Genomic DNA, 26,944 nt, shown 5'->3' with positions numbered 1-26,944 from the left:
TAAGGCCCATGCCCACCCCCGCCGCGGATGCCCAGGCACTGCCGAAACCAAGACTTTCCCATCTATTGGACGTCACCGCGACCCTGGCCGCCCACGCCGAGACCCACGACCGGACCGCCGAGCTGCCGGTCGACGGCCTCGCCGTCGTCCACGAGGCCGGCCTGCTCACCCTCACCGTGGGCACCGGGTACGGCGGCCCCGGCGGCACCCTCACCGACACCGTGCGCACCCTCACCGCGCTCGGCCAGGGTGATCCGTCCGTGGCCCTGATCAGCGCGATGACGCTGTTCGCCCACGCCGCCCAGGCACAGACCCACGGGTGGCCCGCCGAGCTGTACGCCGAGGTGCTCGCCGAGTCGGCGCAACGCCCCACGCTCATCAACGCGCTGCGGGTGGAGCCCGACCTGGGCACCCCGGCACGCGGCGGCCTGCCCGCCACGACGGCCCGGCGTACCGCGGACGGCTGGGAGCTCACCGGTCACAAGATCTTCTCGACCGGGGCCGCCGGGCTGCGCTGGATGCAGGTGTGGGCACGTACCGACGAGGATCCGGTGCGGACGGGGGCGTTCCTGGTGCGTACGGACTCCCCCGGCATCGAGATCGAGCGCACCTGGAACCACCTCGGACTGCGGGCCTCGCGCAGCGACGACGTCACGTTCGACCGGGTGCCGGTGGCGGCCGGCGCGGTGCTAGGGCTGGGCGGGCAGGAGGGCGGCGACCTTAGGGCGTGGAATGCGCTCGGCATCGCGGCGATCTACCTCGGAGTGGCGTACGCGGCCCGTGACTGGCTCGCCGGCTACCTGCAGGAGCGCGTGCCGACCAACCTCGGCAAGCCGCTCGCCTCCCTCCCCCGCTTCCAGAGCGAGGTCGGCGCGATCCAGGCGTCGCTGGTGTCCGCGCAGACCCTGCTGACCGCCACCGCTGATTCCGGCGACGTCACCCACGCCAACCTCGCCAAGACCGTGGTCACCAACGCAGCGATCGACGCCGTGCAGCGCGCCGTGGCGCTCATCGGCAACGCCGGCCTGACCCGCCGCAACCCCCTGGAACGGCACCTGCGCGACGTGCTGTGCGGGCGCATCCACACCCCGCAGGACGACGTGGTGCTGGGCGCCGCCGGCCGCGACCTTCTGGAAGGAACCGTACGATGACCGTGGAGTTCGTCGGGATGATCGGCACGCGGGACGTGTCGGAGACCCGGGCGCCATCGGGGCCGCCGATCGACCCCGCGTACGTGCGCCGGTTCTCCCGCGCGCACGAGGATGCCGGCTTCGACCGGATCCTCATCGGCTACGGATCGTCCACGCCGGACGGGACGCAGGTCGCCGCGTACGCCGCCGCGCACACCACCGAGCTGGGCCTGCTCATCGCGCACCGGCCCGGGTTCGTCGCGCCCACCACGGCGGCGCGGACGTTCGCCACCCTGGACCAGCTGTCCGGCGGGCGCGTCGCGGTGCACACCATCACCGGCGGCTCCGACGCCGAGCAGCGCCGCGACGGCGACTACCTGACCAAGGACGACCGGTACGCCCGTACCGAGGAGTACCTGCGGATCCTGCGCCGGGCCTGGTCGTCGCCGGAGCCGTTCTCCCACGAGGGCCGGTTCTACCGGTTCGAGGACTTCTCCCTGCTGGCCCAACCGGCGCACCGGATCCCGCTGTACTTCGGCGGCTCGTCGGCGGCGGCGTACCGGGTCGGCGGGGCCGTCGCCGACGTGTTCGCGCTGTGGGGCGAGCCGTTGAAGGAGACCGCCGAGCAGATCGCCTCGGTGCAGGCCGCCGCGCGGGCGGCGGAACGGGGGCCGCTCGGCATCAGCGTCTCCTTCCGGCCCATCCTCGCCGCCACGGACGAGCTGGCCTGGGAGCGCGCCGAGCGGATCCTCGCGGCCATCGAGGCGAGCGGCGGCGGGAAGGGCTCCTTCACCGGGGACAAGACGCGGGTGCTCGGCGGCCCGCAGCCGGAGAACGTCGGCTCCCAGCGCCTGCTCGCCGCGGCCGCGAACGGCGACCGGCACGACCGGGCACTGTGGACGGCCACCGCCCGGGCCAGCGGGGCGCAGGGCAACTCGACCGCCCTCGTCGGCTCGCCGGAGACCGTCGCGAAGGCGTTGCTCGACTACATCGACCTCGGCGTCACCACGATCCTCATCCGCGGCTACGACCCGGTCGACGACGCCGTCGACTACGGGCGCCACCTCATCCCGCTGGTCCGCCAGGAACTGGCTCACCGCTCGCTCGTATCCGCTTAGGGGGGCACGTGACCGTCACCACGCTCGTGGACGCCGACCTCTTCCGCTCGCTGCTGCGCCGCCACGCCGCGGCCGTCGTCGTGATCACCGCGCCGGGTACACCGCCGGCCGGCTTCACCGCCACCTCGTTCACCTCGGTCTCGTTGGACCCGCCACTGGTCTCGTTCTGCCTGGCCCGCACGGCCTCCGCCTGGCCCGCGGTGCGGGCCGCCGAGACGATCGCCGTGCACGTGCTGACCCGGGAGCAGGAGCACGTGGCCCGGACGTTCGCCACCCGGGGCATCGACCGGTTCGCCGCGCACGGCGCCTGGCGATCCGGCCCGGACGGCGTACCCCTGCTGGACGGTGTCCTCGCCACGCTGGTCTGCCGGGTGACGCAACGCGTCGAGGCCGGCGACCACACCATCGTGCTGGCCACCCCGTCGCAGGGCGAGCACCACGAGGACGCCTCCGTCACCCCGCTCGTCTACCACGACGGCAGCTACGCGCACCTGAAGCGGACCGCGTAGATGCACGTCCACTGGTTCCTGCCCACCGCCGGGGACAGCCGCGGCATCACCAGCGGCGGGCAGGCCGCTGCCACCGTCGCCACCGAGCGGCCACCGGACCTGGACTACCTGGCGCTGGTCGCACGGGCCGCCGAGAAGCTGGGCTTCACCGGGGTGCTCACCCCGACCGGCACGTTCTGCGAGGACTCGTGGCTGACCACGGCGGCCCTGCTCGCCGAGACGCGGACGCTGCGGTTCCTGGTCGCCTTCCGCCCCGGCCTGATCTCGCCCACGCTCGCCGCGCAGATGGCGTCGACGTACCAGCGGATCTCCGGAGGGCGGCTGCTGCTCAACGTCGTGACCGGCGGCGAGTCCACCGAGCAGCGCCGCTTCGGCGACTGGCTCGACCACGACCAGCGGTACGCCCGCACCGCCGAGTTCCTCACGGTGCTGCGTGGGGCCTGGTCCGGCGATCCGTACGACTTCGACGGCGAGCACTACCGGGTCGCGGGGGCCACGACGCGGGCCGCGCCTGTGCCCGTACCCCCGGTGTTCTTCGGCGGTTCCTCGCCGGCTGCGCTGCGGGTCGCGGCGGCACATGCCGACACGTACCTCACGTGGGGCGAACCACCGGCGGCCGTCGCGGCGAAGCTGGACGCCGTACGCAGCCTCGCCAAGGAGCACGACCGGACCCTGACGTACGGGATCAGGTTGCACGTCATCACCCGCGACACCGCGGCCGAGGCGTGGGCGGAGGCCGACGCCCTGCTGAACGGCATCCCAGCCGCCGCCGTGGCCGCCGCGCGGGAACGCTTCGCCCGCACCGAGTCCGAGGGGCAGCGCCGGATGGCCGCCCTGACCACCGGCGACGACCTGGAGATCTCGCCGAACCTGTGGGCCGGCTTCGGCCTGGTCCGCCCCGGCGCGGGCACGGCGCTGGTCGGCAGCCACGCCGAGGTCGCCGAGCGGATCGCCGAGTACCGGGCTCTCGGCATCGACCATGTCATCCTGTCCGGGCAACCCCACCTCGAGGAGGCGTTCCGCTTCGGCGAGGGCGTCCTCCCGCTGCTCAACCTCAAGGAGCCACCGGCATGAGCGGAATCGTCGTCGTCTCCGGCAACCCGCGGGCGGGGTCGCGCACCTCGGTCCTCGCCACGGCCGTGGGGGCCGCGCTGGGCGGGGCGTCCGCAACGGTCGAGGTCGGCGCGCTCGGCCCGGGGTTGCTCACGCCCGGCGACGAGGCGACCGCCGCGGCCGTCGCCGCCGTCCGCGACGCCGAGGTGCTGGTCGTGGCGACGCCCACGTACAAGGGCAGCTACACCGGTGTGCTCAAGGTGCTGCTCGACCAGCTGCCCGCGAACGCGCTCGCCGGCGTCCGCGCCGTACCCGTGGTCACTGCCGGCGTGGCACCGCAGGCCGAGGCCGCCGCGAAGCTGTTGTCGCAGCTGCTGGGCGAACTGGGCGCCACCGTGCTCCCGGCGCTGCCCGTGGTGGAAGCCGATCTCGGCGAATCGGCGGCGCTCGCGGGCAGATACGCCGCCGCGCTGGCCGCCTGACTGGCCCTGACCTGGCACTATCGTCGCATGGGAATGGAGATCCTTTCGGTCGTCGTGCTCGGGGCGCTGCTGGTCGGGCTGATCCTGCTCGCCGTCGGGACGGCGGGCATCGAGCGGCGGGAACGGCAGCGCATCACGGCCCGCCTCGCCACGATCGAGAACAAGCTCGACGCGGTGATCGCCCATCTCGGCGCGGTCGTCCCGGAGCCGGCGTACCCCGAGGTCGAGAACCTGCTGCGCAACGACCGGCTGATCGACGCGGTGCGGGCGTACCGGGCGGAGACGGGCGCGGACCTGCTCACCGCCAAGCAGGCGGTGGACGCGATCGCCGCCCGCCTGCGCGCCTGAGGCACCACGGATCGCCGATTGGCTCTCCCGGCGGCTGTCACCCCCGGGCAGGCTGGCGTACGTGATCAGCTTCGCCGCCCTGCTCGGGGTCGCCGCCGTCGCGCTCGGCATGGTCCTGACGCCCGGCCCCAACATGATGTACCTGGTCTCGCGCAGCATCACCCAGGGCCGCCGGGCCGGCGTCGTCTCGCTGGGCGGCGTCGCGATCGGCTTCCTGGTCTACCTGACCGCCGCCAACCTCGGACTCTCCGTGATCTTCGTGCACGTGCCGGAGGCGTACGTGGTGGTCAAGCTGGCCGGCGCCGGCTACCTCGGCTGGCTGGCGGTCAAGACGCTGCGCCCCGGCGGCACCTCGGTCTTCGCCCCCGGCGAGCTGCCCGTCGACTCCGGGCGCCGGCTGTTCACGATGGGGCTGCTGACCAACCTGCTCAACCCCAAGGCCGCGATCATGTACCTGTCGCTGATCCCCCAGTTCGTCCGCCCCGGCGCCGGCAACGTCATGGTGCAGGGCTTCGTGCTCGGCGGCGTCCAGATCGCCGTCAGCCTCGCGGTGAACCTGGCGATCATCTCTGCGGCCGGCACGATCGCGGTCTTCCTGGCGCGCCGGCCGGGCTGGCTCCGGATGCAGCGCTACGTGATGGGTACGGTCCTCGGCGCCCTCGCCCTGCGCCTCGCCACCGACCGCGCCCGCCCCGCCTGACCGGGGCCGTGGTCTCTAGGTACGGGCGCACAGAGCGAGCCGTACCCGGTTGGGGCTGCCCGTCTTCGCCATCAGGCTCGTGATGTGCGTCTTGACCGTCGTCACTCCGATGTGGAGCCGTTCGGCGATCTCCGTGTTCGACAGCCCTTCCGCGACCAGGTTCAGCACGTCCCGCTCGCGCGCGGTCAGCCCCGCCACCGGCTGCGGCCGGTCGGCCCGGGCGTGCACGGCCCGCTGGACCAGGCGGCGCAGGACGTCCTGGCTGAACGGGCTGTCGCCCGCCGCCGCGCGGCGGATGCCGTCGAGGAGTTCCTCCGGGGGTGCGTCCTTGAGCAGGAAGCCGCAGGCTCCCGCGGTGAGCGCCGGGTACAGGTGGTCGTCGTCGCCGAACGTGGTCAGCACGAGCACCCGGGTGGCGGACCGGGCGGCCAGGATGCGCCCGGTGGCGGTGATGCCGTCGACGCCCGGCATGCGCAGGTCCATGACGATGACGTCGGGCGTGAGCCGGGCGGCCAGTTCGATCGCGTCGCGGCCGTTGGCCGCCTCACCCACCACCGTCAGGCCCGCCTCCGCCTCGCAGAGCATGCGCAGCCCGGCCCGGATCAACGGCTGGTCGTCCACCAGCAGCACGCGGATCACGCGACCCCCTCGGCGGTCGCGGCGGCCGGTGCCGCCGGAAGCACGGTCTCCACCCGCCATCCGTTGCCGGACGGGCCCGCGGTCAGCCGGCCGCCGAGCACCTCGACCCGTTCCCGCATCCCGGTCAGGCCGTGGCCGCCGCCGGAGGGCAGGCCGGGCGCCTCCCCGCCGCCGTCGTCCGTCACCGACCAGCTCACGTCCCCGCCGGCCACGGCGACGCGGACCCGGGCCCGGGCGGCGGGACCGGCGTGCCGGGCGACGTTGGTCAGCGCCTCCTGCGTGAGCCGCAGGACCGCCATGCCGCGTACGGCGTCGATGGTGCCCACCTCCTCGTCGATGTCGCTGTCGACCGTCAGCCCGGCCTGCTCCGCCGTGGAGACGGCCGCAGCGAGGGCGGCGGGGAGGTCTTCCGGGCCGATCGCGGTGAGCGCCGCGTCGGTGCGTACCGAGGGGTCACGCAGCACCGCGACCAGCCGGCGCAGGTCCGCGAGCGCCGCCGTGCCGGTGCCGTGCACGTCGTCGAACACCTCGGCCACCCGCGGGTCGAGTCCGGGCAGCACGTGCCGGGCCACGCCGACCCGGAGCACCATCGACGCCACGTGGTGCGCCACGACGTCGTGCAGTTCCCGGGCGATCGCGGTGCGCTCCGCGGCCCGGGCCGCCCGGGTCTCCGACTCCTGCCGGCCGCGCTCGGCTGCCGCCTTCGCCTCGGCCTGCAACCCCAGTTCGCGGGTGGTCCGGATGACCAGGCCGAGCAGCACCGGCAGGCCCACGACCACGGTCAGCCCGACGACCGGCGCCTGCCACTGCTGCGGGCCGCGGGCGTACCCGTCCACGAGGTAGATCGTGGCGACCATGCCGGCGCCGCCCCACAGCAGCGGGCGCCGCGGCGCCCACATCGTCAGCTCCAGCAGCGCCCAGCCGGTGCCCACCTGGTTGATCAGCGGGTCGTCCAGCAGCACGAGCGCGGCGATCAGCAGCGCGGACTGCACCAGCAGGTTGGCCACGCGCCAGCGGTGCAGGGCGAGCGCCGCCGCGAAGGCGGTCCCGGCGAGGATCCACTGCGCGGTGGTGGGCGAGCGGCCCGGCGTGCTGAAGATCAGGTACGACAGGCCGCTGAGGTCGAGCAGCAGCATCCGCACGAACGAGTCCCGTGCGTCGAACAGCCGCGTCACCCATCCCACGGGGACCACCTTAGGCCGGGCCGCCGGTCACGCGGCGAGGGTCAGCTCGGGTCGCCGGGCCCGGATGACCGCGGTGGCGGCGACGGCGGTTCCGGCGGCGAGCGCCGCGAAGGCCGCGACAGTGAGAGCGTCCGGGCGCAACAGCGGCTGGGCCCGCAGCGCCTGCCAGGTGAGCAGCAGCGTGAGCACGCCGTACGCGGAGCCGCCGACGGCCAGCAGCCGCAGCCGGGTCGCCTCGTCGAACCGGCGGCCCAGGAGAAGCGCCAGCAGCGGCAGCGCCTGCAGGGCGTGCAGCCCGACGAAGTGGCCGATGCGCAGGTCTCCCCCGGTCGTGCTCCAACCGGTCAGCGGCAGGCCGGGCCCGCCGTCGGCCACGCCGACGCTGTGCGCCATCCGGGACTGCGTCATGGGTACGGCCACCAGCATCCCCAGCAGCGTCAGCCCGAGCCCCCACCGGACGGCGTGCGCGGCGGGACGATCGGCGATGCGGGCGCGCAGGACGACGAGGCCGATGACCAGATGCCCGGCGAACAGCACCATGATCGCGATGCCCATGACGCTCCACAGCGCCGAGTTCAGCGGGGTGGTCATGTTGTAGTGGCTGGTGGTGCCCCGCAGCACCTGCCCGACGATGACGATCATCTCGGCCAGGCTCGCCGCGACGACGACCGTGGCGGCCCGCTCGGCGGCCCGGCTGCGGCGGGGCAGCAACGACAGCATCCACGCGAGTGTGGCGGCGTACAGGGTGAACGAGACGGCGAACTTGAACGGCTTCGCCCAGATCGGCATGCCGGTCAGGACGCGGGGATCGGCGACGATGCCCACCGCGGCGACCACGACGAGCGCCGCCATGGCGGCGGTGAGGACCATCAACGGGCGGTGCAGGCGCGGCACGGAAGTCATACCGCTGATGCTGTCCGGCACGACGCGCCGTTTCGCCCGACCGCCGGTCCGTCCGGTCGTCCCCGCGGCCGGGGCTCCTCCTCCCGCGGTAGGAGGACCGTACGGCCATACTGTGCGGCGTGAACGAGGTCGTGTTTCCCCGCGGTGCGGACGGTCGGCGCAGCAGCTCGGAGCTCGGGCGTGCGGTGGTCGCCGACGCCCTGCGGGCCGCCGACCCCGCGGCCGCCGACGCCGCGGCGGACGAACGCGACTGGCGCAAGGGCTATCTGCGGCACTTCCGGGCGCTGGTGGAGGCAGGCCTGGACGACGGGTACGACCTCGCCGCGGCCGGCCTCGAGTCGGTGCACCGCCGGATGGCCGTCGAACGGGCGGGCGGGGACGCGCCGCTCGGCTCGGTGTTCGAGGGCGATGAGGAGCCGCCCGGCACGGTGACCGTCACGGGCGAGGGCGAGCCGGAGCGTGAGCTGATCGTGCCGTGGCGCGGGGAGCTGCTGCGGGGCGACTCGCTGCTCCGGCGCCTCGACGCGTGGGTCGCCGCCGGCAGCATCGAGGCGTCGTGCGCCGGGATGGTCCGCGAGGTGGTGGCGAACCCGGGCTGGCTGGACCTCTCCGATCACCGGCTCGTCGTGCTGGGCGCCGGCGCGGAGATGGGACCGCTGCCTGCCGCGCTCGGCTGGGGTGCCACGGTGGTGGGCGTCGACCTGCCGCGGCCCGAGCTGTGGGCGCGGGTGGCTGCGACGGCACGCCGCAGCGCCGGGACGCTGATCGCGCCCGGAACCTCGGTGGAGACCGCCGGCGTGGACCTGCTCAGCGGGCTGCCCGGGGTCGCGCGCTGGCTGCTCGGCATGCCCGGGCGGCTGGTGCTGGGCAATTACGTGTACGCGCCCGGTGCGGCGTACGCCCGGCTGTCCGCGGCTGTGGACGCTGTCTCCGTCCATGTCATGGCGCAGCGGCGCGACACGGCGCTGGCGTTCCTCGCGACCCCGACCGACGTCTTCGCGGTGCCCGGCGAAGCCGTGGCGCAGTCCACAGCCCGGTATCGCGAGCGTTCGCGGACCGCCCGCCTCGCCCACCTGTTCTCCGCGGAGCGGCTGCTGACCCCGAACTATCCGGAGGGCGCGGACCCGGGCATCGCCGACAGCCTCGTGCCGCAGCAGGGGCCGAACTACGCGCTGGCCAAGCGGATCCAGCGCTGGCGCGCGGCGGTGGCCCGGCAGGCCGGCACGACGGTCAGTCTTTCCGTCGCGCCGCCCACCCGGACCCGATCGGTGACGAGCAACCGGCTGCTGGCGGCGGCGTACGCGGGCGCGCACCTGTTCGGGGTGGAGGTCTTCGAACCGGCCACCAGCAACCGGCTCATGGCGGCACTGCTCGTGCACCAGCTGCGCAACCCGCGGGCCGCGGCGCCGCAGGCCTGGCGGGACGAGGCGTTCGGCGCGGCGCACGGCGGCCTGTGGCGGACCGCCTACCAGCCGCGTTCCGCCCTGGGGCTGGCAGCTCTGCGAGGTCTGCCCGCGGCGGTCCGCTGAGGACGGACGGTCACCAGGGGATCTCGCCCTCGTCGTCGAAGAAGCCGCCGGTCGGGCCGTCGTCGGGCAGGGTGGCGAGCCGGATCGCGATCGCCGCGCCCTGTTCCGGGGTACGCACGCCGCTGAAGGCGTTCAGGTCGGTCGCGGTGTAGCCCGGGCACGCCAGGTTGATCAGGATGTTCGTGTCCCGCAGCTCCCTGACGTACTGCACGGTGACGGCGTTGAGGAACGTTTTCGACGTCGAGTACGCGGCCGCGATGGGGCCGACCTGCGCACCGGGTGTCGACTGCCGGGTCAGGGAGCCGACGGTGCTGGACATGTTGACGATCCGCGGCGAGGCGGAGCGGCGCAGCAGCGGCAGCATCGCGTTGGTGACGCGGACGACGCCGAGCACGTTGACGTCCACGGCGGCCAGGATCGTCGCGGGGTCGACGAGGGTCGGCTCCTGCGGCCGGCCGCCGGTGATGCCCGCGTTGTTGACCAGCACGTCGAGGCGGCCGGCCCGGTCCTCGATCAGCCGGGCGGCGGCGGTCACGCTCGCGCCGTCGGTCACGTCCAGCGGTACGCCGAAAGCATCGGCCCCACCCGCGCGCAGCTTCGCCACCGCGGCCTCCCGGCGCTCCTCGTCACGGGCGCCGACCCCGACCTGCCAGCCGAGCGCCCCGAGGCCCGCCGCGATCTCGTACCCGATGCCCTTGTTCGCGCCGGTGACCAGCGCCATTGTTCGATCGCTCATGTCCTCGATCCTGTCCGCGTCTCATCGCGGCGACCAACACCGAACGGGTGGCCGGCGATACCTCCCGGGTATCGATCCGGGGATACGATGGCGGCGTGGAGACGCGGGAGCTGCGGTACTTCGTCGCCGTCGCCGAGGAGCTGCACTTCGGCCGGGCGGCGGAGCGGCTCGGCATCGCCCAGCCGCCGCTGTCCCGGGCGATCAGCCGGCTAGAACGGCGCCTCGGCGCGACGCTGCTCCGACGCACCAGCCGGTCGGTCGGCCTGACGGAGGCCGGGGCGGTGCTCCTGCGCGAGGCACGGGCGGCGCTGGACGCGGTGGAGGCGGCCGAGCGACGCACCCGGCGGGCCGCGCAGGCCGGGGATGGCACGGCCGGCGTGGTGCTGGCCACGAAGGCGGGCGCGGCCGGCGAACTGCTGGCGAAGCTGCTCGACGCGTACGCGGCCGAACCCGACGCCGTGCCCGTGGACGTGCTGCTGTGCGGGATCGGCGAGCAGGAACGGCTGCTGCGCGACGGCCGGGCCGACGTGGCGCTGCTGCACCGGCCGTTCGACTCGGTGTCCGGGTTCGACGTCGAGGAGCTGCGGACCGAGGGTCAGGTGCTGGTCCTGCCGGGCGGCCATCCCCTCAGCGGCCGGGCCTCGGTACGTGCCGCCGAGGTGAGCGAGCTGTCCGGACTGCCGCTGCCCCGATGGCGCGGCCGGGACGGGACCTATCCCGCCGGCCCCGGGCCGGAGGTACGCGACCACGCCCAGCTGCTCCAGCTGATCGGGCTGGGCCGGGCGGCCGCGGTGCTGCCCGAGTCGGCCCGGCCCCACCTGCCCGGCGAACTGGTCGTCGTGCCGGTGCCGGACGCGCCCATGGTCACCACGGTCATCGCCTGGCCGCCGCACAGCCGCTCCCGCGGCGTCGCCGGCCTCGTCCGGACGGCGACGCGGCTCTAGAAACCGGGGTGGCCGAAGAGGCCGGGCAGGCCGCCGGTGTGCAGGAACACGACCTTGCCGGCGGGCGGGTCCGCGCACAGCCCCGCGAACGCGCGGCCGGTGTACGTCGGATCCAGGAACAGCCCCTCGGTCCGGGCGGCCAGGGACAGCGCGGCCCGTACCGGCTCGGTCAGCGTCGCGTAGCCCGCGCCGACCTGGGAGCCGTCGATGCGCAGCGCGGCCGGGTCCACGGGCCGTCCCATCTCGGCCAGCAGCGCCGCGACGGTCCCGCGCGGGTCGGGCAGCGCGCCGGTGTCGACGCCGCACACCCGTTCCGGGCCGAGGTGCGCGACCAGGCCGGCCATCGTGCCTCCCGAGCCGAGCGCGACCACCACCGTGTCCAGCTCCGGCAGCTGGGTGAGCAGCTCCCGGGCGCAGTCGACGTACCCGCGGGCGGCGAACGCGGAGGTGCCGCCGAACGGGATCAGGTAGCCGTCCTGGGCGGCGGCCACCTCGTCGAGAGGCGCGTCGCCGGCCCAGACGACCGTCGCGCCCGCGAGGTCGTCGAGGATCAGGTTGCCGCGGCGTTCCGCCGGTGGGTGCCCGCGCAGCACGAGCGTGCAGCGCAGCCCGAGCCGGGCGGCCGCGGCCGCGGTGAGCCGGGCGTGGTTGGACTGCGGCGCACCCGTGGTGACCAGCGCCGTCGCTCCCGCTTTGACCGCCTGCGCGCAGGAATACTGCAGTTTCCGGACCTTGTTGCCGCCGCCGCCCAGGCCGGTCAGGTCGTCGCGTTTGATCCACAGCTCGCCGAGGTTCAGCGCGACCGCGAGGCGCAGCGCCGGCTCGAGCGGCGTGGGCCACGTCCCCAGGGGTATCGGCGGGATGTCCACGACTGCCGAGCATAGGATGCCCGGCGTGTCACTGCGCGGTGTGCTGCTGGACCTCGACGGGACGCTCTTCGACCACCGGTCCGCCGCGGACGCGGGCGTGCGGGCCTGGCTGCCGTCGATCGGCCTGCCGGCCACCGACGAGGCGGTCGCGCGGTGGACCGCCCTGGAGGAGCCGCACCTCGCGGCCTGGCGGGCGGGCACGATCAGCTACGCGGAGCAGCGCCGTCGCCGGTTGCGCGATTTCCTGGGTACGGACGGCAGCGACGCGGAACTGGATGACGTCTTCGCCGGCTACCTGCGGCACTACGAGGCGGCGTGGCGCGCGTTCGACGACGCGGCGGACGCGCTGCGGATGATCGCGGCGGCCGGGCTGCGGGCCGCCGTGCTGACCAACGGCTCCACGGTGCAACAGAACAGGAAGCTGGCCCGTACGGGTCTGAGCGGGCTGGCCGGCCCGGTGTTCACGGTGGACGGCCTGGGCGTGGCGAAACCCGATCCCGAGGCGTTCCGTCGGGCGTGCCGGAGCTGGGGCCTGGCCCCGGGCGAGGTGCTCAGCGTCGGCGACAACCACGCGCTGGATGTGGTGGCGGCCCGCGCCGCCGGATTGCACGCGGCGCATCTCGACCGGCCGGGCCGGGGGCCCCTCGACGAGCCGTGCCGGCTGAGCAGCCTCCGCGAGCTCAGCTCCTGCCCGGTCTGGCCCTGAGGCGGCCGGCGGTCCGCTGCACGAGCAGGGTGAGCACCCCGGCGGTCACGATCGCGGCGATGTTGATCAGCAGTTGCAGCGCGGAGCCGGTGGCCTCGTTCGTCACCCCGTACGCGAGCGCCACGGCCGCGTTGGCGGCGGCCGGGACCGTGGTCACCGAGATCAGCACGCCGACCAGCGTGCCCGCCTTCGCCGAGGTCAGCGAGAGCATCCCGGCGATGCCGGCCAGGAACCCGACCACCCAGCTGAGCGCGTCCGGCTGCCAGATGAAGCTGGTCAGCGGCCGGTCGCCGAGCAGCATCGACCTGTCCACCAGGTCGAGCGCGTCCAGCAGCCAGGTGGTCGCGACGGTGACCGTCATACCGGCGGCGAACCCGGCGGCCAGCGAGCCGAGCGCCCGGCGCACCATGTCCCAGCGGCCCCTGACGACGCCCACGCAGAACGCGGCGAGCGGGCCGAACTCGGGGCCGACGACCATCGCGCCGACGATGAGGATCGGCTGATCCAGGAGCACGCCGATGCCGGCGATCACGGTCGCCACCATCATGAAGGTGAGGAACGCCCAGGACAGCTCGCTCTCGGCGGCGGTGGTCTGCTCGACCTCCTCCCAGACGACGGCGTCGACGCCGAGCCCGGGCACCCGCTTCTCGGCGCGCGTCGCGGCCGCGGACAGCGTGGTGTCCACCTTCTCCAGCATGATCGAGCCGTCGCGTTCCACGCCGAGCTCGCGCAGCGCGGCGATCAGGTCGCTGGTGCCCTCCCGGACGACGTCGCACAGCACCAGGTCGCCGTGCGGGTCGCGGGCCGTGCCCGGCAGCACCACGACATGGGTGACCGCATCGTCGCCGGTCAGCAGCTCCTCGACCGCGGCGGTCCGGTCCGGCGGGCAGATGATCCGTAGGTGCAGCACCGGGCCATCAGATCATCCCGCCGCCGTGGATCGGGCCCGAGGTGCCGGAGAGCCGCCGCCCCGAGCCGTGCCGGCCCAGCGCCACGATCTCCGCGGCCACGCTCACCGCGGTCTCCTCCGGCGTACGGGCGCCGAGGTCCAGCCCGATCGGCGAGCTGAGCCGGTCCAGCTCCTCCGCGCCCAGCCCCGCCTCGCGGAGCCGTGCGAGCCGGTCGTCGTGCGTACGCCGTGAGCCCATCGCGCCCACGTACGCCAGCGGCAGCCGCAACGCCACCTCGAGCACGGGCACGTCGAACTTCGGGTCGTGGGTCAGGACGCACACGGCCGTACGCCCGTCCACCCGGCCCGCCGCGGCCTCGCCGGCCAGGTAGCGGTGCGGCCACTCCGTCACCACTTCGGCGCCCGGGAACCGACCGGCCGTGGCGAACACCGGCCGGGCGTCGCACACCGTGACCCGGTAGCCGAGGAAGCCACCGATCCGCGCGACCGCCGCCGCGTGGTCGCCGGCGCCGAAGACGAGCATCCGGGCGGCCGGCGGGAACGAGGTGACCAGCACTGTCGCCCCGTCCCCGAGCCGGACCGGGCCGCTCTCGGCGGCGGCGAGCAGCGCCCGGCCGCGCTCGGTGGCGGCCTCGTCGATCGCGTCCCCGCCGAGCGATCCCCACCGCCGCTCCGGCGTCAGTACGAGGTGCCGGGCACGAACCCGGCCCGCCACCCCGGTCAGGAGGGCCACCGGCCGGTCGGCGGCCACCTCGGCGGCGAGCACCTCCGCCTCCGGGAAGCCGGCCGGCTCCACGAACAGCTCGATCGTTCCGCCGCACGGCAGCCCCACGCCGAAGGCGTCGTCGTCCGTGACGCCGAACTGGACCGTACGCGGCTCGCCCGACTCCGCTACTTCTCGGCACAGCTCGTACACCGCGCCCTCCACGCAGCCGCCCGAGACGCTGCCCAGCGCCGTACCGTCCGCGCGGACCAGCATCGCCGCGCCGGGCTGCCGGGGCGCGCTGGACCAGGTAGCGGTGACGGTCGCCAGCCCGGCCCGCTCGCCGGCCCGCCAGGCGTCGGCCAGGGGTCCCAGCAGGTCACGCATGCGCTGCGGGAACGTCGAGGTCGGTGTCGTCGGCCACGTCACCGACCGGCACGACGCGCACCTCGCCGGCGTGGGCGCGCAGGTAGTCCCGGGCGCCTCGGTCACCCGACGCGCTGCGGGCGATGCCGTCCCAGTGGTCGCGGCCCAGCAGCACCGGATGCGAGCGGCGGCCGGCGTACCCGCCCATCGCCAGGGCCGACGGGGTCGCGTACGCGGCGATGCGGCGTACCGCTGCGGGGGTGACGCCGGGCATGTCGACCAGCAGGACCACCGCTGCCCCGGCCGCCGTCGCGCCCAGCGCTGCCAGCCCGGCCCGCAGCGACGACGCCATGCCGGTATCCCAGGCGGGGTTCTCGACGAGGGTCAGCTCCGGCGCCGCGGCACGGACGCGCTCGGCCTGCGCGCCGACCACCACGACAGTGCGGGCGAGCCCGGCCTCCGCGGCCACGTCGGCGGTGCGCTGCACGAGCAGGCGGCCATGCCACGGCACGAGCGCCTTGGGCATCCCGTACCGGCGCCCGGCGCCCGCGGCGAGGACCAGCCCCGCGATCTCCATCGGCCGAGCCTATCGGGCGTGACAGCATCCCGACTCGGTGTTCGCCGCCGGCGCCGAGCTGTCGATCGCCCCGGCCGCGAACGGACGCCCGGCCATGGTCATCGGCCTGCGCTGCCGCCGCAGCCTCTTCGAGCGGGTCCTGCGGGAGGCCGCCCTGGCCCGGAGCGGCGTGACGCTGGTCCGCGGCCACATCGACGACGTGCTGCGGTCGCGCGGGCGGGCGGCCGGGTTGCGGGTGGACGGCCGGGAGCTCCCCGCGGACCTCGTCGTCAACGCCTCCGGGCGGGCCGAGCGGATCCGCCCCTGGTTCGACGACCACCGCGCCTGGGACCGCGACCAGGTACGCCAGCTCGCCGGCGGGGACGTCGACCTCGGCCGCCCGCTGACGTCGGGCCACATCGTCGCGGCCGCGGAGCACGACCCGTCGCTGATGCCCGTCGTCGGGCCGTACCTGTCGATGACGGCGCTGCCCGCGACGCTGGCGCAGGTGGAACCGGCGGCCCGCGCGATGTACGCGTCCGGCTGGCGCCCGCCCGTGCCGGACAGCCCGGGCCGCGACGACCTCGCCGAGCTCGTCCGCAGCACAGCCGCCGTCACGGTGTGACCGGCGCGTCCTCGCCGCGCGCCCGCAGCCGGCGCAGCATGCGGGCGTCGCCGAAGCCGACCGCGCGGGCCGCCGCCTCGACCGTCGACCCGTGGCTGATCAGGTGCTCCGCGCGTTCCAGCCGCAGGAGTTGCTGGTAGCGCAGGGGCGTACGGCCCGTCGCGTCCTCGAAGCGGCGAGTCAGGGTGCGCTCGCTGACCCCCGCCTGCGCTGCCAGGTCCGCCAGCGGCAGTGGCTCGGCGAAACAGGCGTCGATGCGGTCCTGCACGCGGTGCACGACGTCGCTGAGGTGCCCGCGGTGCCGCAGCATCGCGCTGACCTGGTGGTCGTCGCCGTTGCGGCGGGCGTACACCACCATCTGGCGGGCCACCCGGGCCGCGGCGGCCGGGCCGTGCCGCATCGCGACCAGGTGCAGGGCGAGGTCGATGCCGCTGGCGATCCCCGCCGAGGTGATGACGCGGTCGTCGGAGACGTACAGCACGTCACGCACGACGGTGGCCCGCGGGTAGCGCCGGGCCAGCTCGTCCTGGACGTCGTGGTGGGTGGTGCAACGGCGCCCGTCGAGCAGGCCGGCGCGGCCGAGGGCGTCGGCTCCCGCGCAGACGCTCGCCACCGTCCCGCCGGACGCGTGGTGGGCGGCGATGCGACGCAGCGAGTCGTCCTCCAGGTGGCCGCTGCCGATCAGGTGCGGTGACCGCCAGCCCGGGACGACGATCAGGTCGTCCGGCCCGAGCCGTGGCCAGGTGGTGTCGGCGCGCAGCCCGACGCCCTGGTGGGTCGGGACGTCGGGCTGCTCCGCGACGTACGTCAGCCGGTAGTCGTGCCCGAAGTCGGCCGCGGTGGAGAACACCTGAGCGGCACCGGCCAGGTCCAGCAGGTGCAGCTGCGGCACGAGGACGAACACGGCTCGGATCACGATCCGGTCAGCTCCCCGGTCAGCTCGGCGACGGTGGTGACGGTGGCGAACCGGCCGGCGAGCGCGTACTCGGTGCGGGCCACGACGTCTGCGGCGCTCAGCGTACGCGGATCCGCCAGCAGCTCCTCCACGGTCTGGTCGGCCGGGGCTTCCCAGTGCGGGATCGGGAACGTGGCGGTGGCGTCGGTGACGAACGTGACGGCGTACCCGAGATCCGACCCGAGCCGCGCGGTGGTCTCGACGCACTGTTCCGTCCGGATGCCGCACACCGTCAGGTGCCGTACGCCCCGCGCGGTCAGCACCTGCTGCAGATTCGTGGTGGTGAAGGCGTTGTGCGAGGTCTTGGTGAGCACCGGCTCGCCGGGGTGGGGCTCGAGCTCCGCGAACACGCGGACGTGCCCGGAGGCCGGGTCGAACACGCCGCCGCTGCCGGGCTCGGCGTGCAGCACCCAGACGACGAGGTCGCCGGCGGCGCGGGCGGCGTCGACGAGGCGCTGGACCCGGGCGGCGATGTCGGGGGTGCCGACCGCCCGCCAGAGCGGCCGGGCGCGGAACGATTCCTGGACGTCGATGACGATGAGCGCGTTGGTCATGGGTCCATCCTCAGGCCCGGGCGGGCCGCGGCATAAGGCACGGACCCGCCCGGCACCGGAACGATCCGGTCACCGACGCAACGCCGGGATCCACATCGGCCGGTAAGGTGCGACGGCATGACGGGGACCTTGACCGGCAAGACGGCAGTGGTGACAGGAGGATCGCGCGGCATCGGCCGGGCGATCGTGGAGCGGCTGGCGAGCGACGGCGCCCGGGTGATCTTCGGCTACCTCAGCCGGGGCGACGAGGCCCGGGCGGTGGAGGCGGCGGTGCCGGGCGCACGCGGCGTCCGGGCCGATCTCGCCGAGCCGGCCGCGGTGGAAGCTCTGCTCGGGCACGCCGGGGACGAGCTGGACATCCTGGTGGCCAACGCGGCGGCCTCCTTCCGGGCCACGCCCATCGCCGAGATCACCGAGGCGGACTACGAACGGATCTTCGCCGTCAACGCCAGGGCGACGTTCCTCGCGATCCGGTACGCGGCCCGCCACATGCGCGACAACGGCCGGATCATCACAGTTTCCACGCTCAACACCGCCCGGCAGCCCCCGGGCGGCAGTCTCTACGTGGGCAGTAAGGGCGCGGTCGAGCAGTTCACCGCGGTGGCGGCCCGGGAACTGGGCGCCCGCGGCATCACCGCCAACGTCGTGTCACCGGGCGCCACCGACACCGAGCTGCTGCGGTCCACCAACCCGCCGGAGGCGCTGGAGGCGGCGGCGAACAGGACCCCGCTGGGCCGGCTCGGGCAGCCCGCCGACATCGCGGCCGTGGTCGCGTTCCTGGCCGGCCCGGACGGCGGCTGGGTGACCGGCCAGAACCTGCACGCCGACGGCGGCATCACCTGACAGCCGGCCCCGGCCGCCGGCACGTCCGCGCGGCGTGGCGGGGCCGAGCTCGGCGGGCGTCTTGCGGTCCGCGGCGGGCGCAGGCCGTCAGCGGACCACGTCGTCCGTGGCCGATCGCAGGGCGGCGAGGTCGTCGCGCGACGGCAGGCCCTCGCAGTCGCCGGGCAGCGTCACCGCCCACGCCCCCGCCGCCACCGCCGTCTCCAGCCGGGCCGCGGGCGCCGCGCCGGCGAGCCGGTCGGCGAGGTAGCCGGCGACGAACGCGTCGCCTGCCCCGACCGGGTCGACCACTGTCACGTCGAGGGCGGGCACGGTGAACGTGTCGCCGGCGATCAGCGCCGTGCAGCCGCGCGGGCCGTCCTTGACGATCACCTCGGCCGGGCCGAGCTTCGCCAGGCCGGCGACCGGTGGCCCGTCGACCACGATCGCCGCCTCGTCCGGGCCGGCGAAGACGATGTCGGCCCGCGAGACGAGGTCGAGCAGGACCGGGCCGGCGTCGAAGCGGGACCACAGCTTGGCGCGGTAGTTGACGTCCACGCTGACCGGCACGCCGGCGGCCCGGGCCGTCTCGACCGCCTGGAAGACGGCCGCGCGGGCGGAGTCACTGAGCGCCGGCGTGATGCCGGTGACGTGCAGCAGGTCCGCCGCCTGCAGCGCGTCGACCGGGATGTCCGAGGGGCTCAGCCGCGAGCCCGCGCTGCCGGCCCGGTGGTAGTCGACGTGCTGGAGCGCGCCCGTGCGGCGGTGCCGGACCATGAGGCCGGTGAAGGAGGGGTCGCGGATCACCACCGCGGCCACGCCCTCGGCGCGCAGCCGCCGCTCGACGAGGTCGCCGGTCGCGTCCCGGCCGACCCGGCCGATCCAGGTGGCGGCCGAGCCGAGGTGGGCCACGCCGATGGCCACGTTGCTCTCCGCCCCGCCGATGCCGAAGCGGAAGCCGCGGGCGTGCTCGAGCGGTCCGATGCCGTCGGCGGCGACCAGGCCCATGGTCTCGCCGAAGGTGAGCAGGCCGGTCATGCGCGCGCGTACGCGACGGCGTCGACCGCCCGGCGCGCCCGCTCGGCCAGCTTGGCGAGGCTGCCACCGGCGGCGGCGTCGCCGATCAGCGGCCCGCCCAGCCCGACCGCCGCGGCGCCCGCGGCCAGCCAGGCCGCCACGTCGGCGATCTCGATGCCGCCGGTGGGCATGATCCGTACCCCGGGCAGCGGACCGTGCAGGTCCTTGAGATAGCGCGGGCCCACCACCGAGGCCGGGAAGAGCTTGATCAGCGGCGCGCCGGTGCGGGCGGCCGCGAAGATCTCGCTCGGCGTGAACGCACCCGGGTACGCCGGCACGTCGAAGCCCTCGATCCCGGGCACGGAGACCGGGGACACCAGGAAGGCCGCGCCCGCGTCGATGCTGGCCTTGGCGTCGTCGGGGGTGAGCACGGTGCCGGCGCCGACCACCACGTGCGCGGGCAGCCGGCGGCGAAGCCCGCCGATGGCCTCGATCGCCCCGCGGGAGGTGAGCGTCACCTCGAGCGCGGTGATGCCGGCCTCGACGAGCACATCACTCATGGCTGAGAAGGCATCCGCGGTCGGTGCGCGCAGAACCGCCACCACCCCGCTCCGAACGACCGCCTCCGTGACCGACAAGCCCGACATGGACGCCTCCCCAGCGAGTCCTGCACCGGACTCGATGATCCCGCGGTCCGGGCAAGATCACCCAGTGACGCTCGACTCGCGGGACGCCGACGACCCCCGCCGCAGGTAGCCCCGCAGTGACCGCGGCGCCGTCCCGTCCGGAAGCGGGGGCGGCGGCGTGACCTCGATGCCGAGCTCCTCGCGGATGGCCGCCTCCAGCTGCTGCATCACCAGCGGTACGTGCCCGAGCATCTCCCGCGGCGACTTGGCCGGGTCCACCCCCGGCGGTGGCGTGGGACGGGCCGCGTACAGCTTCTCCAGCAGCAGGTGCACGGCGAGCGCGGCGCTGCGGACCTGCCCCGAGGCGAGCAGGCGTACCTGCATCAGCGCCGGGCCGACCTCGTCGAGATACGTGTACGGGCCGGGCATCGGCTGGCCGCCGTCCAGCGCGGCGCGCATCCGGTACGACGCCCGCTCGAACTGCGTCAGCAACGCCACATACGCGTCTCGGCGCTCGGCGTACCAGCGCCGGGTGCGCTTGGCGCGGCTGCGCAGGTAGTTGTCGCGGGCGGACACCAGAAGCGTCGCACCCGCCCCGGCCAGGGCGGACACTGCGGCGATGAGGGGCAACCCCCACCACGGGATCTCAGACACCCGACAACGGTAGCGACGCCGGGCCCGGCGGTCGCGGGCGTGCCCCCGATCGTGACCGGGAGGTCGCCCGGCGGCCCCGCTCGGCCGGGTGTCAAGACTCCCGCGGTGCACCCTTGACCTCAACTCCGCTTCAGCTTGCACAGTGGCGCCCATGAGAGCCGCCGTGTTCGACCGCTTCGGTCCGCCCGATGTCCTGCGCCTCGCCGACCTGCCGGATCCCGAACCCGGCCCGGGTCAGGTCAGGGTCCGCGTCCGCGCCGCCGGGGTGCAGCCCTTCGACGTGGCCGTCCGGCACGGCCGGATCGCGCCGGTCCCGGTGCGTTTCCCGCAGCAGGTCGGCCAGGAGTACGCGGGGGTGGTCGACCGGCTGGGCGAGGGGGTGACCGGGCTCTCCCCGGGCGACGCCGTGCTCGGCTCGACGATGCTCAACGGTCAGGCCACGCACGTCGTCGTCGCCGCGGACACGGTGGTCGCCAAGCCGCCGGAGCTGGACTTCCCGGTCGCCGCCGCGCTGGTCGCCGCCGCCCAGACGGCGTCGGGGGCCCTGCGGGAGCTCGGGGTGGGCGCCGGAGACGTGCTGCTGATGCACGCCGCGGCCGGGTCGGTCGGCACGGTCGCCACCCAGCTCGCGCGCCTCGCCGGGGCCACGGTGATCGGTACGGCGAGCCCGGCGAACCACGCGTACCTGCGGCAGCTCGGCGCGATCCCGGTCACGTACGGCGACGGCCTGGTGCAGGCGGTACGGGCCATCGGCGCGGTGAGCGTGGCCCTGGACGCGGCGGGCGGCGAGGCGATCGCCCAGTCCGTGGCGCTCGGCGTGCCCCGCGAGCGGATCGGCACGATCGTGGACGACGCCGCGGCAGCCGAGCACGGCACGCGCGTGGTCCGGGCCGGCCGCTCCCCCGCCCGGCTGGCCGAGGTCGTCGCGCTGGCCGCCCGGGGACTCGTGACGATGCCGGTACGCGCCTACCCGCTGACCGCCGTCGCCGAGGCACATGCCGCGGTCGAGTCCCGCCACGGCCGCGGCAAGGTGGTGCTGGTCGTGGACGGGTGAGCGCTCAGACCCGGCCGGCGTGTGCCGCGGGCGGGGCGGGTTTGCCGTACAGCCAGCCCTGGGCGAGGTCGCAGCCCTGCTCGCGGAGCCAGTCCCGCTGCCCCTCGGTCTCGACGCCCTCGGCGACGACCCGCAGGTTCATCGCCCCGGTCATGGCGAGGACCGCGCGCACGATGGACTCGTTCGCGCCGTGCCTGCCCACCTCGGAGACGAACGAGCGGTCGAGCTTCACGATGCCGACCGGCAGCCGGTTGAGGTAGCTCAGCGACGAGTAGCCCGTACCGAAGTCGTCGATGCAGAGGGTGACGCCCAGCCCGCGCAGCGCCTGCAGGGTGGCCAGCGCGGTCTCCAGGTCCTCCATGACGCCGGACTCGGTGATCTCCAGCCACAGCGCCTCGGGCGGCAGGCCGGTGCTCGCGAGCACGTCGCGGACGATGTCGACGAGCGCGCCGTCGCGCAGCTGCCGGACGGACACGTTGACCGACACGTGCAGCGGCCGGGCGTGCGGGCCGCGCTCAGCCCGCCAGGCGGCCAGCTGGGCGGCCGTTTCGCGCAGCAGCCACGCGCCGCTCTCGACGATCAAGCCGGTCTCCTCGGCCACCGGGATGAAGTCCAGCGGCGACACGTTGCCCAGCTCGGGGTGCTGCCAGCGCATGAGCGCCTCGAAGCCGTCGAGCTCGCCGGTCGCCAGGTCGACGATGGGCTGGTAGTGCACGGCCAGTTCGCCGCGCGGCAGGGCGCTGCGCAGCGCCTGCTCCAGGTTCATCCTGTCGCGGACCTGCTCGCGCAGGGAGGTGTCGAACAGCGCGTACGCGTTGCGCCCGGACCCCTTCGCCTTGTACATCGCGGTGTCGGCGTCGCGGATCAGCTCGAGCGCGTGCGCCCCGCCGTACGACTTGGCGACGCCGATCGACGCGGAGATCACCACGTTGCCGACGGACAGCTCGAACGGGCGGGCGAACTCCTCGAGCACCCGGCCGGCCAGCGACTCGGCCAGCGCGGAGTGCGACGGGCTGGCCAGCGCGATGACGAACTCGTCGCCGCCGATGCGGCAGACCAGGTCCTGCGAGCGCACCTGCGCGCCGAGCCGGCCGGCGACCGCGCAGAGCAGCTCGTCGCCGACCTGGTGCCCCCAGTGGTCGTTGACCATCTTGAACCGGTCGAGGTCGATGAAGAGCAGGCTGATCTCGAGCTGGTCGGCGGCCGCCTCGTCACCCCAGCGTTCGACGGTCTCCGCGAGCAGCTCGCGGTTGGGCAGGTCGGTGAGGGGATCGTGGGTGGCGCGTCGCCGCGTGACACGCTCGGCCCGCGCCCGCGAGTCGTTGGAGCGCACCACCCGGTACAGCACGGTGAGGACCAGCAGCACGCACAGGACCGCGCGGACCGTGCCGTGCAGCAGCCCGCCCGGCGGCTCGACGGTCGTGATGACGACGGGGCCGGTCACCGCCACCCCGATCAGGGCGGTCCGGACCTTGCTGACCTCCTTGACCACGATCCGCTGCGGCTCGGTCAGCGTCCGCATCGACGGATGCAGCGCGGCGGCGCCGACCAGCAGGAACGTCGCGGTGAACAGCACGTCGAGGGTGTGCTGCGACACCTCGCCCAGCGCGCCGTCGCGGAGGATGAACAGGAAGTCGCCGGTGAACATCACCGTGGCGGCGCCGATCAGCAGCCACAGCGAGGGCTGGCGCGCGCCGCCGGAGAGCGCGAGCTGAGCGACGAGCACCAGGATCACGACGTCGATCACGGGGAAGACGGAGTTCGAGATCCTGGTGACGGAGAGCTCGGGGTGCGCCATCGACGGCACCATCAGGTACGTCCAGCACATGAACGCCGCAGCGAGCCCGACCAGGACGGCGTCCACCCGTGCCGGGTCGTCCTCGGCGGCCCGCCGGCGGCGCAGCATGCTGCCGAAGGCGTACGCCATCATCAGATACCCGACCAGCACGAAGGCATCCGGGAACAGGGCCATCGCGGTGGGCGGGGCGGCGCCCGCGCCGGGTACCACGCCGCGGATCACGATGGCGATGAAGAACATCCACGCGCTCAGGTGCAGGGCCTGCCAGGGTGCCCGCCCGGCGGGGAGCGCGACGCGCTGCGCCCCGTACGCCATGGCAGCGAGCCCGCCGGCGACGGCGACGGCCATGAGCGGCAGCCGCAGCCACTCCGGGCCGGCCGCGAACCAGGCCAGCAGGACCCCGGCCGCGCCGATGTACGACCAGGCCACGGCCTTGCTGCGCGGCGGCGGCGCGGGCCGGGCGGAGGCCGGCGGCGTGGGCACGGCTTCCGCGCGCTGGGGGGCGAGCACGGAGGTCACATCCTCCCATCGGCACCGCGCGCGGGGGCATTAACGATCCCCTGTGATGCGGATCCGGTGTCTGCGGAAACGGCTACGGCACCCCCGCCGGACGCGTACGTTTCATCCTGATCTGCGCCGATCCAAGTCTTTCGCGGGGGGAAACGCGTGAAGCACGTGCACAGGCGAGTCATCAGTACGGCATTGACCACGGCAGTCGCCCTGAGTGGCGCGACGGTGGTCCTGGGAAGCGGCGGGCACCGGCCGGACCTGCTCGAGGCCGCGCGCACCGGCACCGAGCCCAGCCTCCAGACCATCGACCTCGGGCCGGCCACCGGGTCGTCGCCCCGGGGCTTCGCGGCGCCGGGCACGCTGCGGGACGGGTCGGCGGCGGCGCGTACGGTCGCGCCACGCTCCACCGGCCCGTTCAGCCTGGTCGGCGTCACCTGGACCGACCCGGCGGCAAAGCTCACCGGCGCGGTGCAGGTACGCACCCGCTCGACCGCCGGCGGCACGTGGACGCCCTGGCAGACGCTCGAGGCCGACGGTGCCGATCCCGCCGAGCCGGGCTCGGTGGACCGGCACGGCGTCCGTGGCAGCACCGACCCGCTGTGGGTGGGCCCGTCCGACGCCGTCGAGGCGCGCGTCGAGGCCGGCCCGGCCCGCACCACGCCCCTCCCGGCCGGGCTGCGGGTCGACCTGATCGATCCCGGTACGCCCGCGCCCGCCCCGGTCCCGCGGGCGCTGGAGGTCACCGTGCCCCCGCGACCGGTCCCGGACGTGGTGACGCGCGCGCAGTGGGGCGCCAACGAGAACCTGGTCGAGAACGCGCCGGAATACACCAGCGACGTGCAGGTGCTCTTCGTGCACCACACGGCCGGCACCAACAACTACAGCTGCTCGCAGTCGCCGGCGATCCTGCGGAGCATCCAGGCGTACCACGTCAAGAGCAAGCACTGGAACGACATCGGCTACAACTTCCTGGTCGACAAGTGCGGCACGTTGTTCGAGGGGCGCCGGGGCGGGATCACCCGGCCCGTGCTCGGCGCGCACACGCTCGGCTTCAACTCGCGCAGCTCCGCGATCGCGGTGCTGGGGTCGTACGGCTCGCGCGGCGTGTCCACCCGGGTCCGCACGGTCATCGCGCAGGTGGCGGCGTACAAGATCGGGGCGTCCGGCAACCCGCCCGCCGGCCGCGTGGCGATGACCTCCAGCGGCAGCGACCGGTACGCCCGCGGCAGTACAGCCATGCTCAACCGCGTCTCCGGGCACCGCGACACCGGCCGGACCGAGTGCCCCGGCAACACGCTGTATTCGCAGCTCGGCTCGATCCGCAGTCTCGCCGCCGCCGGCCCCGCCGACCTCACGGTGACGAAGATCAACGGGGCCACCAGGGTGGGGAGCACGTACTTCACCCGGGGCACGATCCGGCCGTTCTGGCAGGTGGGCACCGTGAGCGCGCTGATGAACCGCTACGACCTGTACGTCGACGGCGAGCCTGCCGCGTCCGTGCCGGCCGGACAGCGCCAGCAGCTGCTGCAGCTCACCCCGGGGCGGCACATCGTCCGGGTCCGCGCGGTCGCGCTCAACGGCCGCATCGCCGTCACCGACACCGCGGTGTACGCCGACCGGACGCTGCCCGAGTTCACCGCCGGGCCCAGCGTCTCGCTGCGACCGGGCTCGCTCAACGGCATCGTGCCCGTACGGCTGCGCTGGGCGGCGAGCGACGCCGGTGGCCTGCGGACGGTGACGCTGACCAGCCCGGCGACCGTGGACGTGGGCACCACAGCCACCACGTGGGCCGGTTCCGTGAAGCCCGGCGTCGCGGCCACGTACGGTCTGCGCGCCACGGACCGGGCGGGCAACGCGCGGTCGGTGGCGGCGACGCGTACGGCGGTCGTGCTGCCGGAAACGTCCGCGGACCGTACGGGCACCTGGCGTGCGGTCGGCAGCCCGGCGTACCTGGGCGGTTCGGCGCTCCGGGCCACCACCGCGGGCGCCGCGCTGAGCTGGACGTTCACCGGCCGGTCCGCGGCGCTGGCGGTCAGCCGCACCTCGGTCTCCGGCCGGGTACGGGTGTCCGTGGACGGCGAGCCGGCCGGCGTGGTGGATCTGCGCTCGCCCGACGCGCTCCACCGCCGCGCGGTGTGGACGCGCTCGTGGGGTGCGAGCGCGGAGCACACCGTGAAGATCGAGGTGGAGGGCACCGCCGGGCGCCCCGGGGTGATCTCGGACGGGCTCGTCTACCTGCGGTGACGGGGGTCCGGGCCGGGCTCGGTCCGCTGATCGAGCACGGCCCGCAGGGCCCGCATGGCGAAGTACAGGCGGGACTTGAGCGTCGCGACCGGCACCCCGCGCGCGGCGGCCGCCGACTCCAGGGAGACGCCCTGGTAGAAGAGCTCCACGAGGATCTCGCGATGCGCGTCCGCGAGGTCGTTCATCGCCCCGACGACCGTGGTCTCGGCGAGGGGGGACGGCGAGCGCTCCGCCGGCGCGACGACGGGGCGGTCGTCGTGCCCTGCAGGGGCGGAGCGCTCGCCGTCGCGCAGCACCGTACGCGCCGTGAGGACGAGCCACGGCCGGACGGCGGAAGCCCGCGGGGGGTAGCGGGCAGGATCCTGCGCTGCGCGGTAGAAGGTCTCCTTGAGCACGCTGTCGGCCGCCGCCCGGTCACCGTCGGTCAGGCGCAGCACGTACGCCTCCAGCGCGTCCCGGTGCGGCTCGACGAGCCGGTCGAACGCCTCCGCGGCCCGCTCCCGCGCCGCGTACGCCGCGGCGGTGCCCGGCGCGGGCGCGAAGAGGTCGGCGTGCAGTGGCGGCCTGCCCGGCCGGTCGGCCGCGTGGCGGCCCATGGGTGCCCCTTCCTCGTCGGTGATCGAGGGGTCCCATCGTGATCCACCGGCCCGGCCGCGGCACCGGGGAAAGTACCCACGATCCGGGATTCGGGTATCACCCG

At 74.7% G+C, this 26,944-nt stretch carries 29 protein-coding genes; 14 read left to right on the top strand and 15 right to left on the bottom strand.

Annotated elements, in window-relative coordinates; all coding sequences use genetic code 11:
* The first annotated feature begins 8 nt into the window (after positions 1 to 8).
* From IT780_RS11225 to IT780_RS11195, 7 genes are all read left to right on the top strand, one after another.
* Positions 9 to 1,151: an acyl-CoA dehydrogenase family protein gene (locus IT780_RS11225; RefSeq protein WP_199511375.1), complete on the top strand. Its 1,143-nt coding sequence runs from the start codon at positions 9 to 11 to the stop codon at positions 1,149 to 1,151.
* Positions 1,148 to 2,248 (top strand): LLM class flavin-dependent oxidoreductase, encoded by a 1,101-nt coding sequence (locus IT780_RS11220; RefSeq protein ID WP_199511374.1) that lies wholly within the window; start codon positions 1,148 to 1,150, stop codon positions 2,246 to 2,248. Before IT780_RS11225 ends, IT780_RS11220 begins: the two co-directional genes overlap by 4 nt.
* Before the next feature lie 8 nt (positions 2,249 to 2,256).
* Complete coding sequence (locus IT780_RS11215; protein WP_199511373.1) at positions 2,257 to 2,757, top strand: flavin reductase family protein; 501 nt, start codon at positions 2,257 to 2,259, stop codon at positions 2,755 to 2,757.
* On the top strand, positions 2,758 to 3,831 hold the full coding sequence (locus IT780_RS11210; protein ID WP_199511372.1) for an LLM class flavin-dependent oxidoreductase: 1,074 nt from the start codon (positions 2,758 to 2,760) through the stop codon (positions 3,829 to 3,831).
* Entirely contained in the window at positions 3,828 to 4,292 is a 465-nt protein-coding gene (locus tag IT780_RS11205; RefSeq protein WP_199511371.1) for an NADPH-dependent FMN reductase, read from the top strand. Before IT780_RS11210 ends, IT780_RS11205 begins: the two co-directional genes overlap by 4 nt.
* A 27-nt stretch (positions 4,293 to 4,319) precedes the next feature.
* Entirely contained in the window at positions 4,320 to 4,640 is a 321-nt protein-coding gene (locus tag IT780_RS11200; protein WP_233412527.1) for a hypothetical protein, read from the top strand.
* A gap of 61 nt (positions 4,641 to 4,701) precedes the next feature.
* The gene (locus IT780_RS11195) at positions 4,702 to 5,340 is read left to right on the top strand and encodes a LysE family translocator (RefSeq protein WP_199511369.1); all 639 of its coding nucleotides are present in this window, start codon (positions 4,702 to 4,704) and stop codon (positions 5,338 to 5,340) included.
* Between the two features lie 15 nt (positions 5,341 to 5,355).
* On the opposite strand, the gene IT780_RS11190 is transcribed toward IT780_RS11195, so the two are convergent.
* Genes IT780_RS11190 through IT780_RS11180 form a run of 3 tightly spaced genes read right to left on the bottom strand, consistent with a single transcriptional unit; the run spans position 5,356 to position 8,066 of the window.
* Positions 5,356 to 5,979, bottom strand: a complete 624-nt coding sequence (locus IT780_RS11190) for a response regulator (RefSeq protein ID WP_199511368.1) — start codon at positions 5,977 to 5,979, stop codon at positions 5,356 to 5,358.
* On the bottom strand, positions 5,976 to 7,163 hold the full coding sequence (locus tag IT780_RS11185) for a sensor histidine kinase (protein ID WP_199511367.1): 1,188 nt from the start codon (positions 7,161 to 7,163) through the stop codon (positions 5,976 to 5,978). The genes IT780_RS11190 and IT780_RS11185 overlap by 4 nt, the downstream gene beginning before the upstream one ends.
* 27 nt (positions 7,164 to 7,190) lie before the next feature.
* Entirely contained in the window at positions 7,191 to 8,066 is an 876-nt protein-coding gene (locus tag IT780_RS11180) for a hypothetical protein (RefSeq protein ID WP_199511366.1), read from the bottom strand.
* Positions 8,067 to 8,185: 119 nt separating this feature from the next.
* Between IT780_RS11180 and IT780_RS11175 the strand changes: the two genes are divergently transcribed.
* The gene (locus IT780_RS11175; RefSeq protein WP_307831136.1) at positions 8,186 to 9,595 is read left to right on the top strand and encodes a hypothetical protein; all 1,410 of its coding nucleotides are present in this window, start codon (positions 8,186 to 8,188) and stop codon (positions 9,593 to 9,595) included.
* Positions 9,596 to 9,605: 10 nt separating this feature from the next.
* Here IT780_RS11175 and IT780_RS11170 read toward each other — a convergent pair whose 3' ends face one another.
* Complete coding sequence (locus IT780_RS11170; RefSeq protein WP_199511365.1) at positions 9,606 to 10,331, bottom strand: SDR family oxidoreductase; 726 nt, start codon at positions 10,329 to 10,331, stop codon at positions 9,606 to 9,608.
* Between the two features lie 95 nt (positions 10,332 to 10,426).
* Here IT780_RS11170 and IT780_RS11165 point away from each other — a divergent pair, with 95 nt between their 5' ends.
* Positions 10,427 to 11,275: a LysR family transcriptional regulator gene (locus tag IT780_RS11165; protein ID WP_199511364.1), complete on the top strand. Its 849-nt coding sequence runs from the start codon at positions 10,427 to 10,429 to the stop codon at positions 11,273 to 11,275.
* Here IT780_RS11165 and IT780_RS11160 read toward each other — a convergent pair.
* Positions 11,272 to 12,144: a pyridoxal-phosphate dependent enzyme gene (locus IT780_RS11160; RefSeq protein WP_199511363.1), complete on the bottom strand. Its 873-nt coding sequence runs from the start codon at positions 12,142 to 12,144 to the stop codon at positions 11,272 to 11,274. The two genes, IT780_RS11165 and IT780_RS11160, sit on opposite strands and share 4 nt — an antisense overlap.
* A 25-nt stretch (positions 12,145 to 12,169) precedes the next feature.
* On the opposite strand from IT780_RS11160, the gene IT780_RS11155 reads away from it, so the two are divergent.
* A complete protein-coding gene (locus IT780_RS11155) occupies positions 12,170 to 12,850 on the top strand; it encodes an HAD family hydrolase (protein WP_307831135.1) in 681 nt (226 codons plus the stop codon).
* On the opposite strand, the gene IT780_RS11150 is transcribed toward IT780_RS11155, so the two are convergent.
* Genes IT780_RS11150 through IT780_RS11140 form a run of 3 tightly spaced genes read right to left on the bottom strand, consistent with a single transcriptional unit; the run spans position 12,825 to position 15,406 of the window.
* Complete coding sequence (locus IT780_RS11150; protein ID WP_199511362.1) at positions 12,825 to 13,760, bottom strand: DUF389 domain-containing protein; 936 nt, start codon at positions 13,758 to 13,760, stop codon at positions 12,825 to 12,827. The two genes, IT780_RS11155 and IT780_RS11150, sit on opposite strands and share 26 nt — an antisense overlap.
* Before the next feature lie 7 nt (positions 13,761 to 13,767).
* Positions 13,768 to 14,892, bottom strand: a complete 1,125-nt coding sequence (locus tag IT780_RS11145; RefSeq protein WP_307831134.1) for an XdhC family protein — start codon at positions 14,890 to 14,892, stop codon at positions 13,768 to 13,770.
* Complete coding sequence (locus tag IT780_RS11140; protein WP_199511360.1) at positions 14,843 to 15,406, bottom strand: nucleotidyltransferase family protein; 564 nt, start codon at positions 15,404 to 15,406, stop codon at positions 14,843 to 14,845. Before IT780_RS11140 ends, IT780_RS11145 begins: the two co-directional genes overlap by 50 nt.
* A gap of 37 nt (positions 15,407 to 15,443) precedes the next feature.
* On the opposite strand from IT780_RS11140, the gene IT780_RS11135 reads away from it, so the two are divergent.
* Entirely contained in the window at positions 15,444 to 16,010 is a 567-nt protein-coding gene (locus IT780_RS11135) for a tryptophan 7-halogenase (protein WP_199511359.1), read from the top strand.
* Here the strand turns inward: IT780_RS11135 and IT780_RS11130 are convergent.
* Positions 16,000 to 16,926: a GlxA family transcriptional regulator gene (locus IT780_RS11130; RefSeq protein WP_199511358.1), complete on the bottom strand. Its 927-nt coding sequence runs from the start codon at positions 16,924 to 16,926 to the stop codon at positions 16,000 to 16,002. The genes IT780_RS11135 and IT780_RS11130 overlap by 11 nt on opposite strands.
* Positions 16,923 to 17,519, bottom strand: coding sequence for a cysteine hydrolase family protein (locus IT780_RS11125; protein WP_199511357.1), 597 nt, complete (start codon positions 17,517 to 17,519; stop codon positions 16,923 to 16,925). Before IT780_RS11125 ends, IT780_RS11130 begins: the two co-directional genes overlap by 4 nt.
* A gap of 117 nt (positions 17,520 to 17,636) precedes the next feature.
* Here IT780_RS11125 and IT780_RS11120 point away from each other — a divergent pair, with 117 nt between their 5' ends.
* Positions 17,637 to 18,362 carry an SDR family oxidoreductase gene (locus IT780_RS11120; RefSeq protein WP_199511356.1) on the top strand — a complete coding sequence of 242 codons (726 nt, stop codon included), beginning with the start codon at positions 17,637 to 17,639 and terminating at the stop codon, positions 18,360 to 18,362.
* A gap of 87 nt (positions 18,363 to 18,449) precedes the next feature.
* Here the strand turns inward: IT780_RS11120 and IT780_RS11115 are convergent, their stop codons facing one another.
* Genes IT780_RS11115 through IT780_RS11105 form a run of 3 tightly spaced genes read right to left on the bottom strand, consistent with a single transcriptional unit; the run spans position 18,450 to position 20,638 of the window.
* Positions 18,450 to 19,379: a sugar kinase gene (locus tag IT780_RS11115; protein ID WP_199511355.1), complete on the bottom strand. Its 930-nt coding sequence runs from the start codon at positions 19,377 to 19,379 to the stop codon at positions 18,450 to 18,452.
* The gene (locus tag IT780_RS11110; RefSeq protein ID WP_199511354.1) at positions 19,376 to 20,005 is read right to left on the bottom strand and encodes a bifunctional 4-hydroxy-2-oxoglutarate aldolase/2-dehydro-3-deoxy-phosphogluconate aldolase; all 630 of its coding nucleotides are present in this window, start codon (positions 20,003 to 20,005) and stop codon (positions 19,376 to 19,378) included. Before IT780_RS11110 ends, IT780_RS11115 begins: the two co-directional genes overlap by 4 nt.
* Before the next feature lie 57 nt (positions 20,006 to 20,062).
* The gene (locus IT780_RS11105) at positions 20,063 to 20,638 is read right to left on the bottom strand and encodes a hypothetical protein (RefSeq protein WP_199511353.1); all 576 of its coding nucleotides are present in this window, start codon (positions 20,636 to 20,638) and stop codon (positions 20,063 to 20,065) included.
* A gap of 151 nt (positions 20,639 to 20,789) precedes the next feature.
* Between IT780_RS11105 and IT780_RS11100 the strand changes: the two genes are divergently transcribed.
* Positions 20,790 to 21,692, top strand: coding sequence for an NADP-dependent oxidoreductase (locus IT780_RS11100; RefSeq protein ID WP_199511352.1), 903 nt, complete (start codon positions 20,790 to 20,792; stop codon positions 21,690 to 21,692).
* Between the two features lie 4 nt (positions 21,693 to 21,696).
* On the opposite strand, the gene IT780_RS11095 is transcribed toward IT780_RS11100, so the two are convergent.
* Complete coding sequence (locus tag IT780_RS11095) at positions 21,697 to 24,000, bottom strand: putative bifunctional diguanylate cyclase/phosphodiesterase (protein ID WP_307831133.1); 2,304 nt, start codon at positions 23,998 to 24,000, stop codon at positions 21,697 to 21,699.
* Between the two features lie 192 nt (positions 24,001 to 24,192).
* Here IT780_RS11095 and IT780_RS11090 point away from each other — a divergent pair, with 192 nt between their 5' ends.
* Positions 24,193 to 26,244 carry an N-acetylmuramoyl-L-alanine amidase gene (locus IT780_RS11090; RefSeq protein ID WP_199511351.1) on the top strand — a complete coding sequence of 684 codons (2,052 nt, stop codon included), beginning with the start codon at positions 24,193 to 24,195 and terminating at the stop codon, positions 26,242 to 26,244.
* On the opposite strand, the gene IT780_RS11085 is transcribed toward IT780_RS11090, so the two are convergent.
* Positions 26,232 to 26,840 carry a sigma factor-like helix-turn-helix DNA-binding protein gene (locus tag IT780_RS11085; RefSeq protein ID WP_199511350.1) on the bottom strand — a complete coding sequence of 203 codons (609 nt, stop codon included), beginning with the start codon at positions 26,838 to 26,840 and terminating at the stop codon, positions 26,232 to 26,234. The genes IT780_RS11090 and IT780_RS11085 overlap by 13 nt on opposite strands.
* Positions 26,841 to 26,944 lie beyond the last annotated feature (104 nt).

This window comes from Nucisporomicrobium flavum (assembly GCF_016464385.1).
GTDB lineage: Bacteria > Actinomycetota > Actinomycetes > Mycobacteriales > Micromonosporaceae > Actinoplanes > Actinoplanes flavus_A.
This window is presented reverse-complemented; position numbering and strand designations above follow the sequence as displayed.

Coding starts and splice junctions, on each gene's coding strand:
- IT780_RS11225 (WP_199511375.1), top strand. CDS start 9: ATGCCCACCCCCGCCGCGGATGCCCAGGCACTGCCGAAACCAAGACTT.
- IT780_RS11220 (WP_199511374.1), top strand. CDS start 1,148: ATGACCGTGGAGTTCGTCGGGATGATCGGCACGCGGGACGTGTCGGAG.
- IT780_RS11210 (WP_199511372.1), top strand. CDS start 2,758: ATGCACGTCCACTGGTTCCTGCCCACCGCCGGGGACAGCCGCGGCATC.
- IT780_RS11205 (WP_199511371.1), top strand. CDS start 3,828: ATGAGCGGAATCGTCGTCGTCTCCGGCAACCCGCGGGCGGGGTCGCGC.
- IT780_RS11200 (WP_233412527.1), top strand. CDS start 4,320: ATGGGAATGGAGATCCTTTCGGTCGTCGTGCTCGGGGCGCTGCTGGTC.
- IT780_RS11180 (WP_199511366.1), bottom strand. CDS start 8,066: ATGACTTCCGTGCCGCGCCTGCACCGCCCGTTGATGGTCCTCACCGCC.
- IT780_RS11170 (WP_199511365.1), bottom strand. CDS start 10,331: ATGAGCGATCGAACAATGGCGCTGGTCACCGGCGCGAACAAGGGCATC.
- IT780_RS11140 (WP_199511360.1), bottom strand. CDS start 15,406: ATGGAGATCGCGGGGCTGGTCCTCGCCGCGGGCGCCGGGCGCCGGTAC.
- IT780_RS11125 (WP_199511357.1), bottom strand. CDS start 17,519: ATGACCAACGCGCTCATCGTCATCGACGTCCAGGAATCGTTCCGCGCC.
- IT780_RS11120 (WP_199511356.1), top strand. CDS start 17,637: ATGACGGGGACCTTGACCGGCAAGACGGCAGTGGTGACAGGAGGATCG.
- IT780_RS11115 (WP_199511355.1), bottom strand. CDS start 19,379: ATGACCGGCCTGCTCACCTTCGGCGAGACCATGGGCCTGGTCGCCGCC.
- IT780_RS11110 (WP_199511354.1), bottom strand. CDS start 20,005: ATGTCGGGCTTGTCGGTCACGGAGGCGGTCGTTCGGAGCGGGGTGGTG.
- IT780_RS11100 (WP_199511352.1), top strand. CDS start 20,790: ATGAGAGCCGCCGTGTTCGACCGCTTCGGTCCGCCCGATGTCCTGCGC.
- IT780_RS11085 (WP_199511350.1), bottom strand. CDS start 26,840: ATGGGCCGCCACGCGGCCGACCGGCCGGGCAGGCCGCCACTGCACGCC.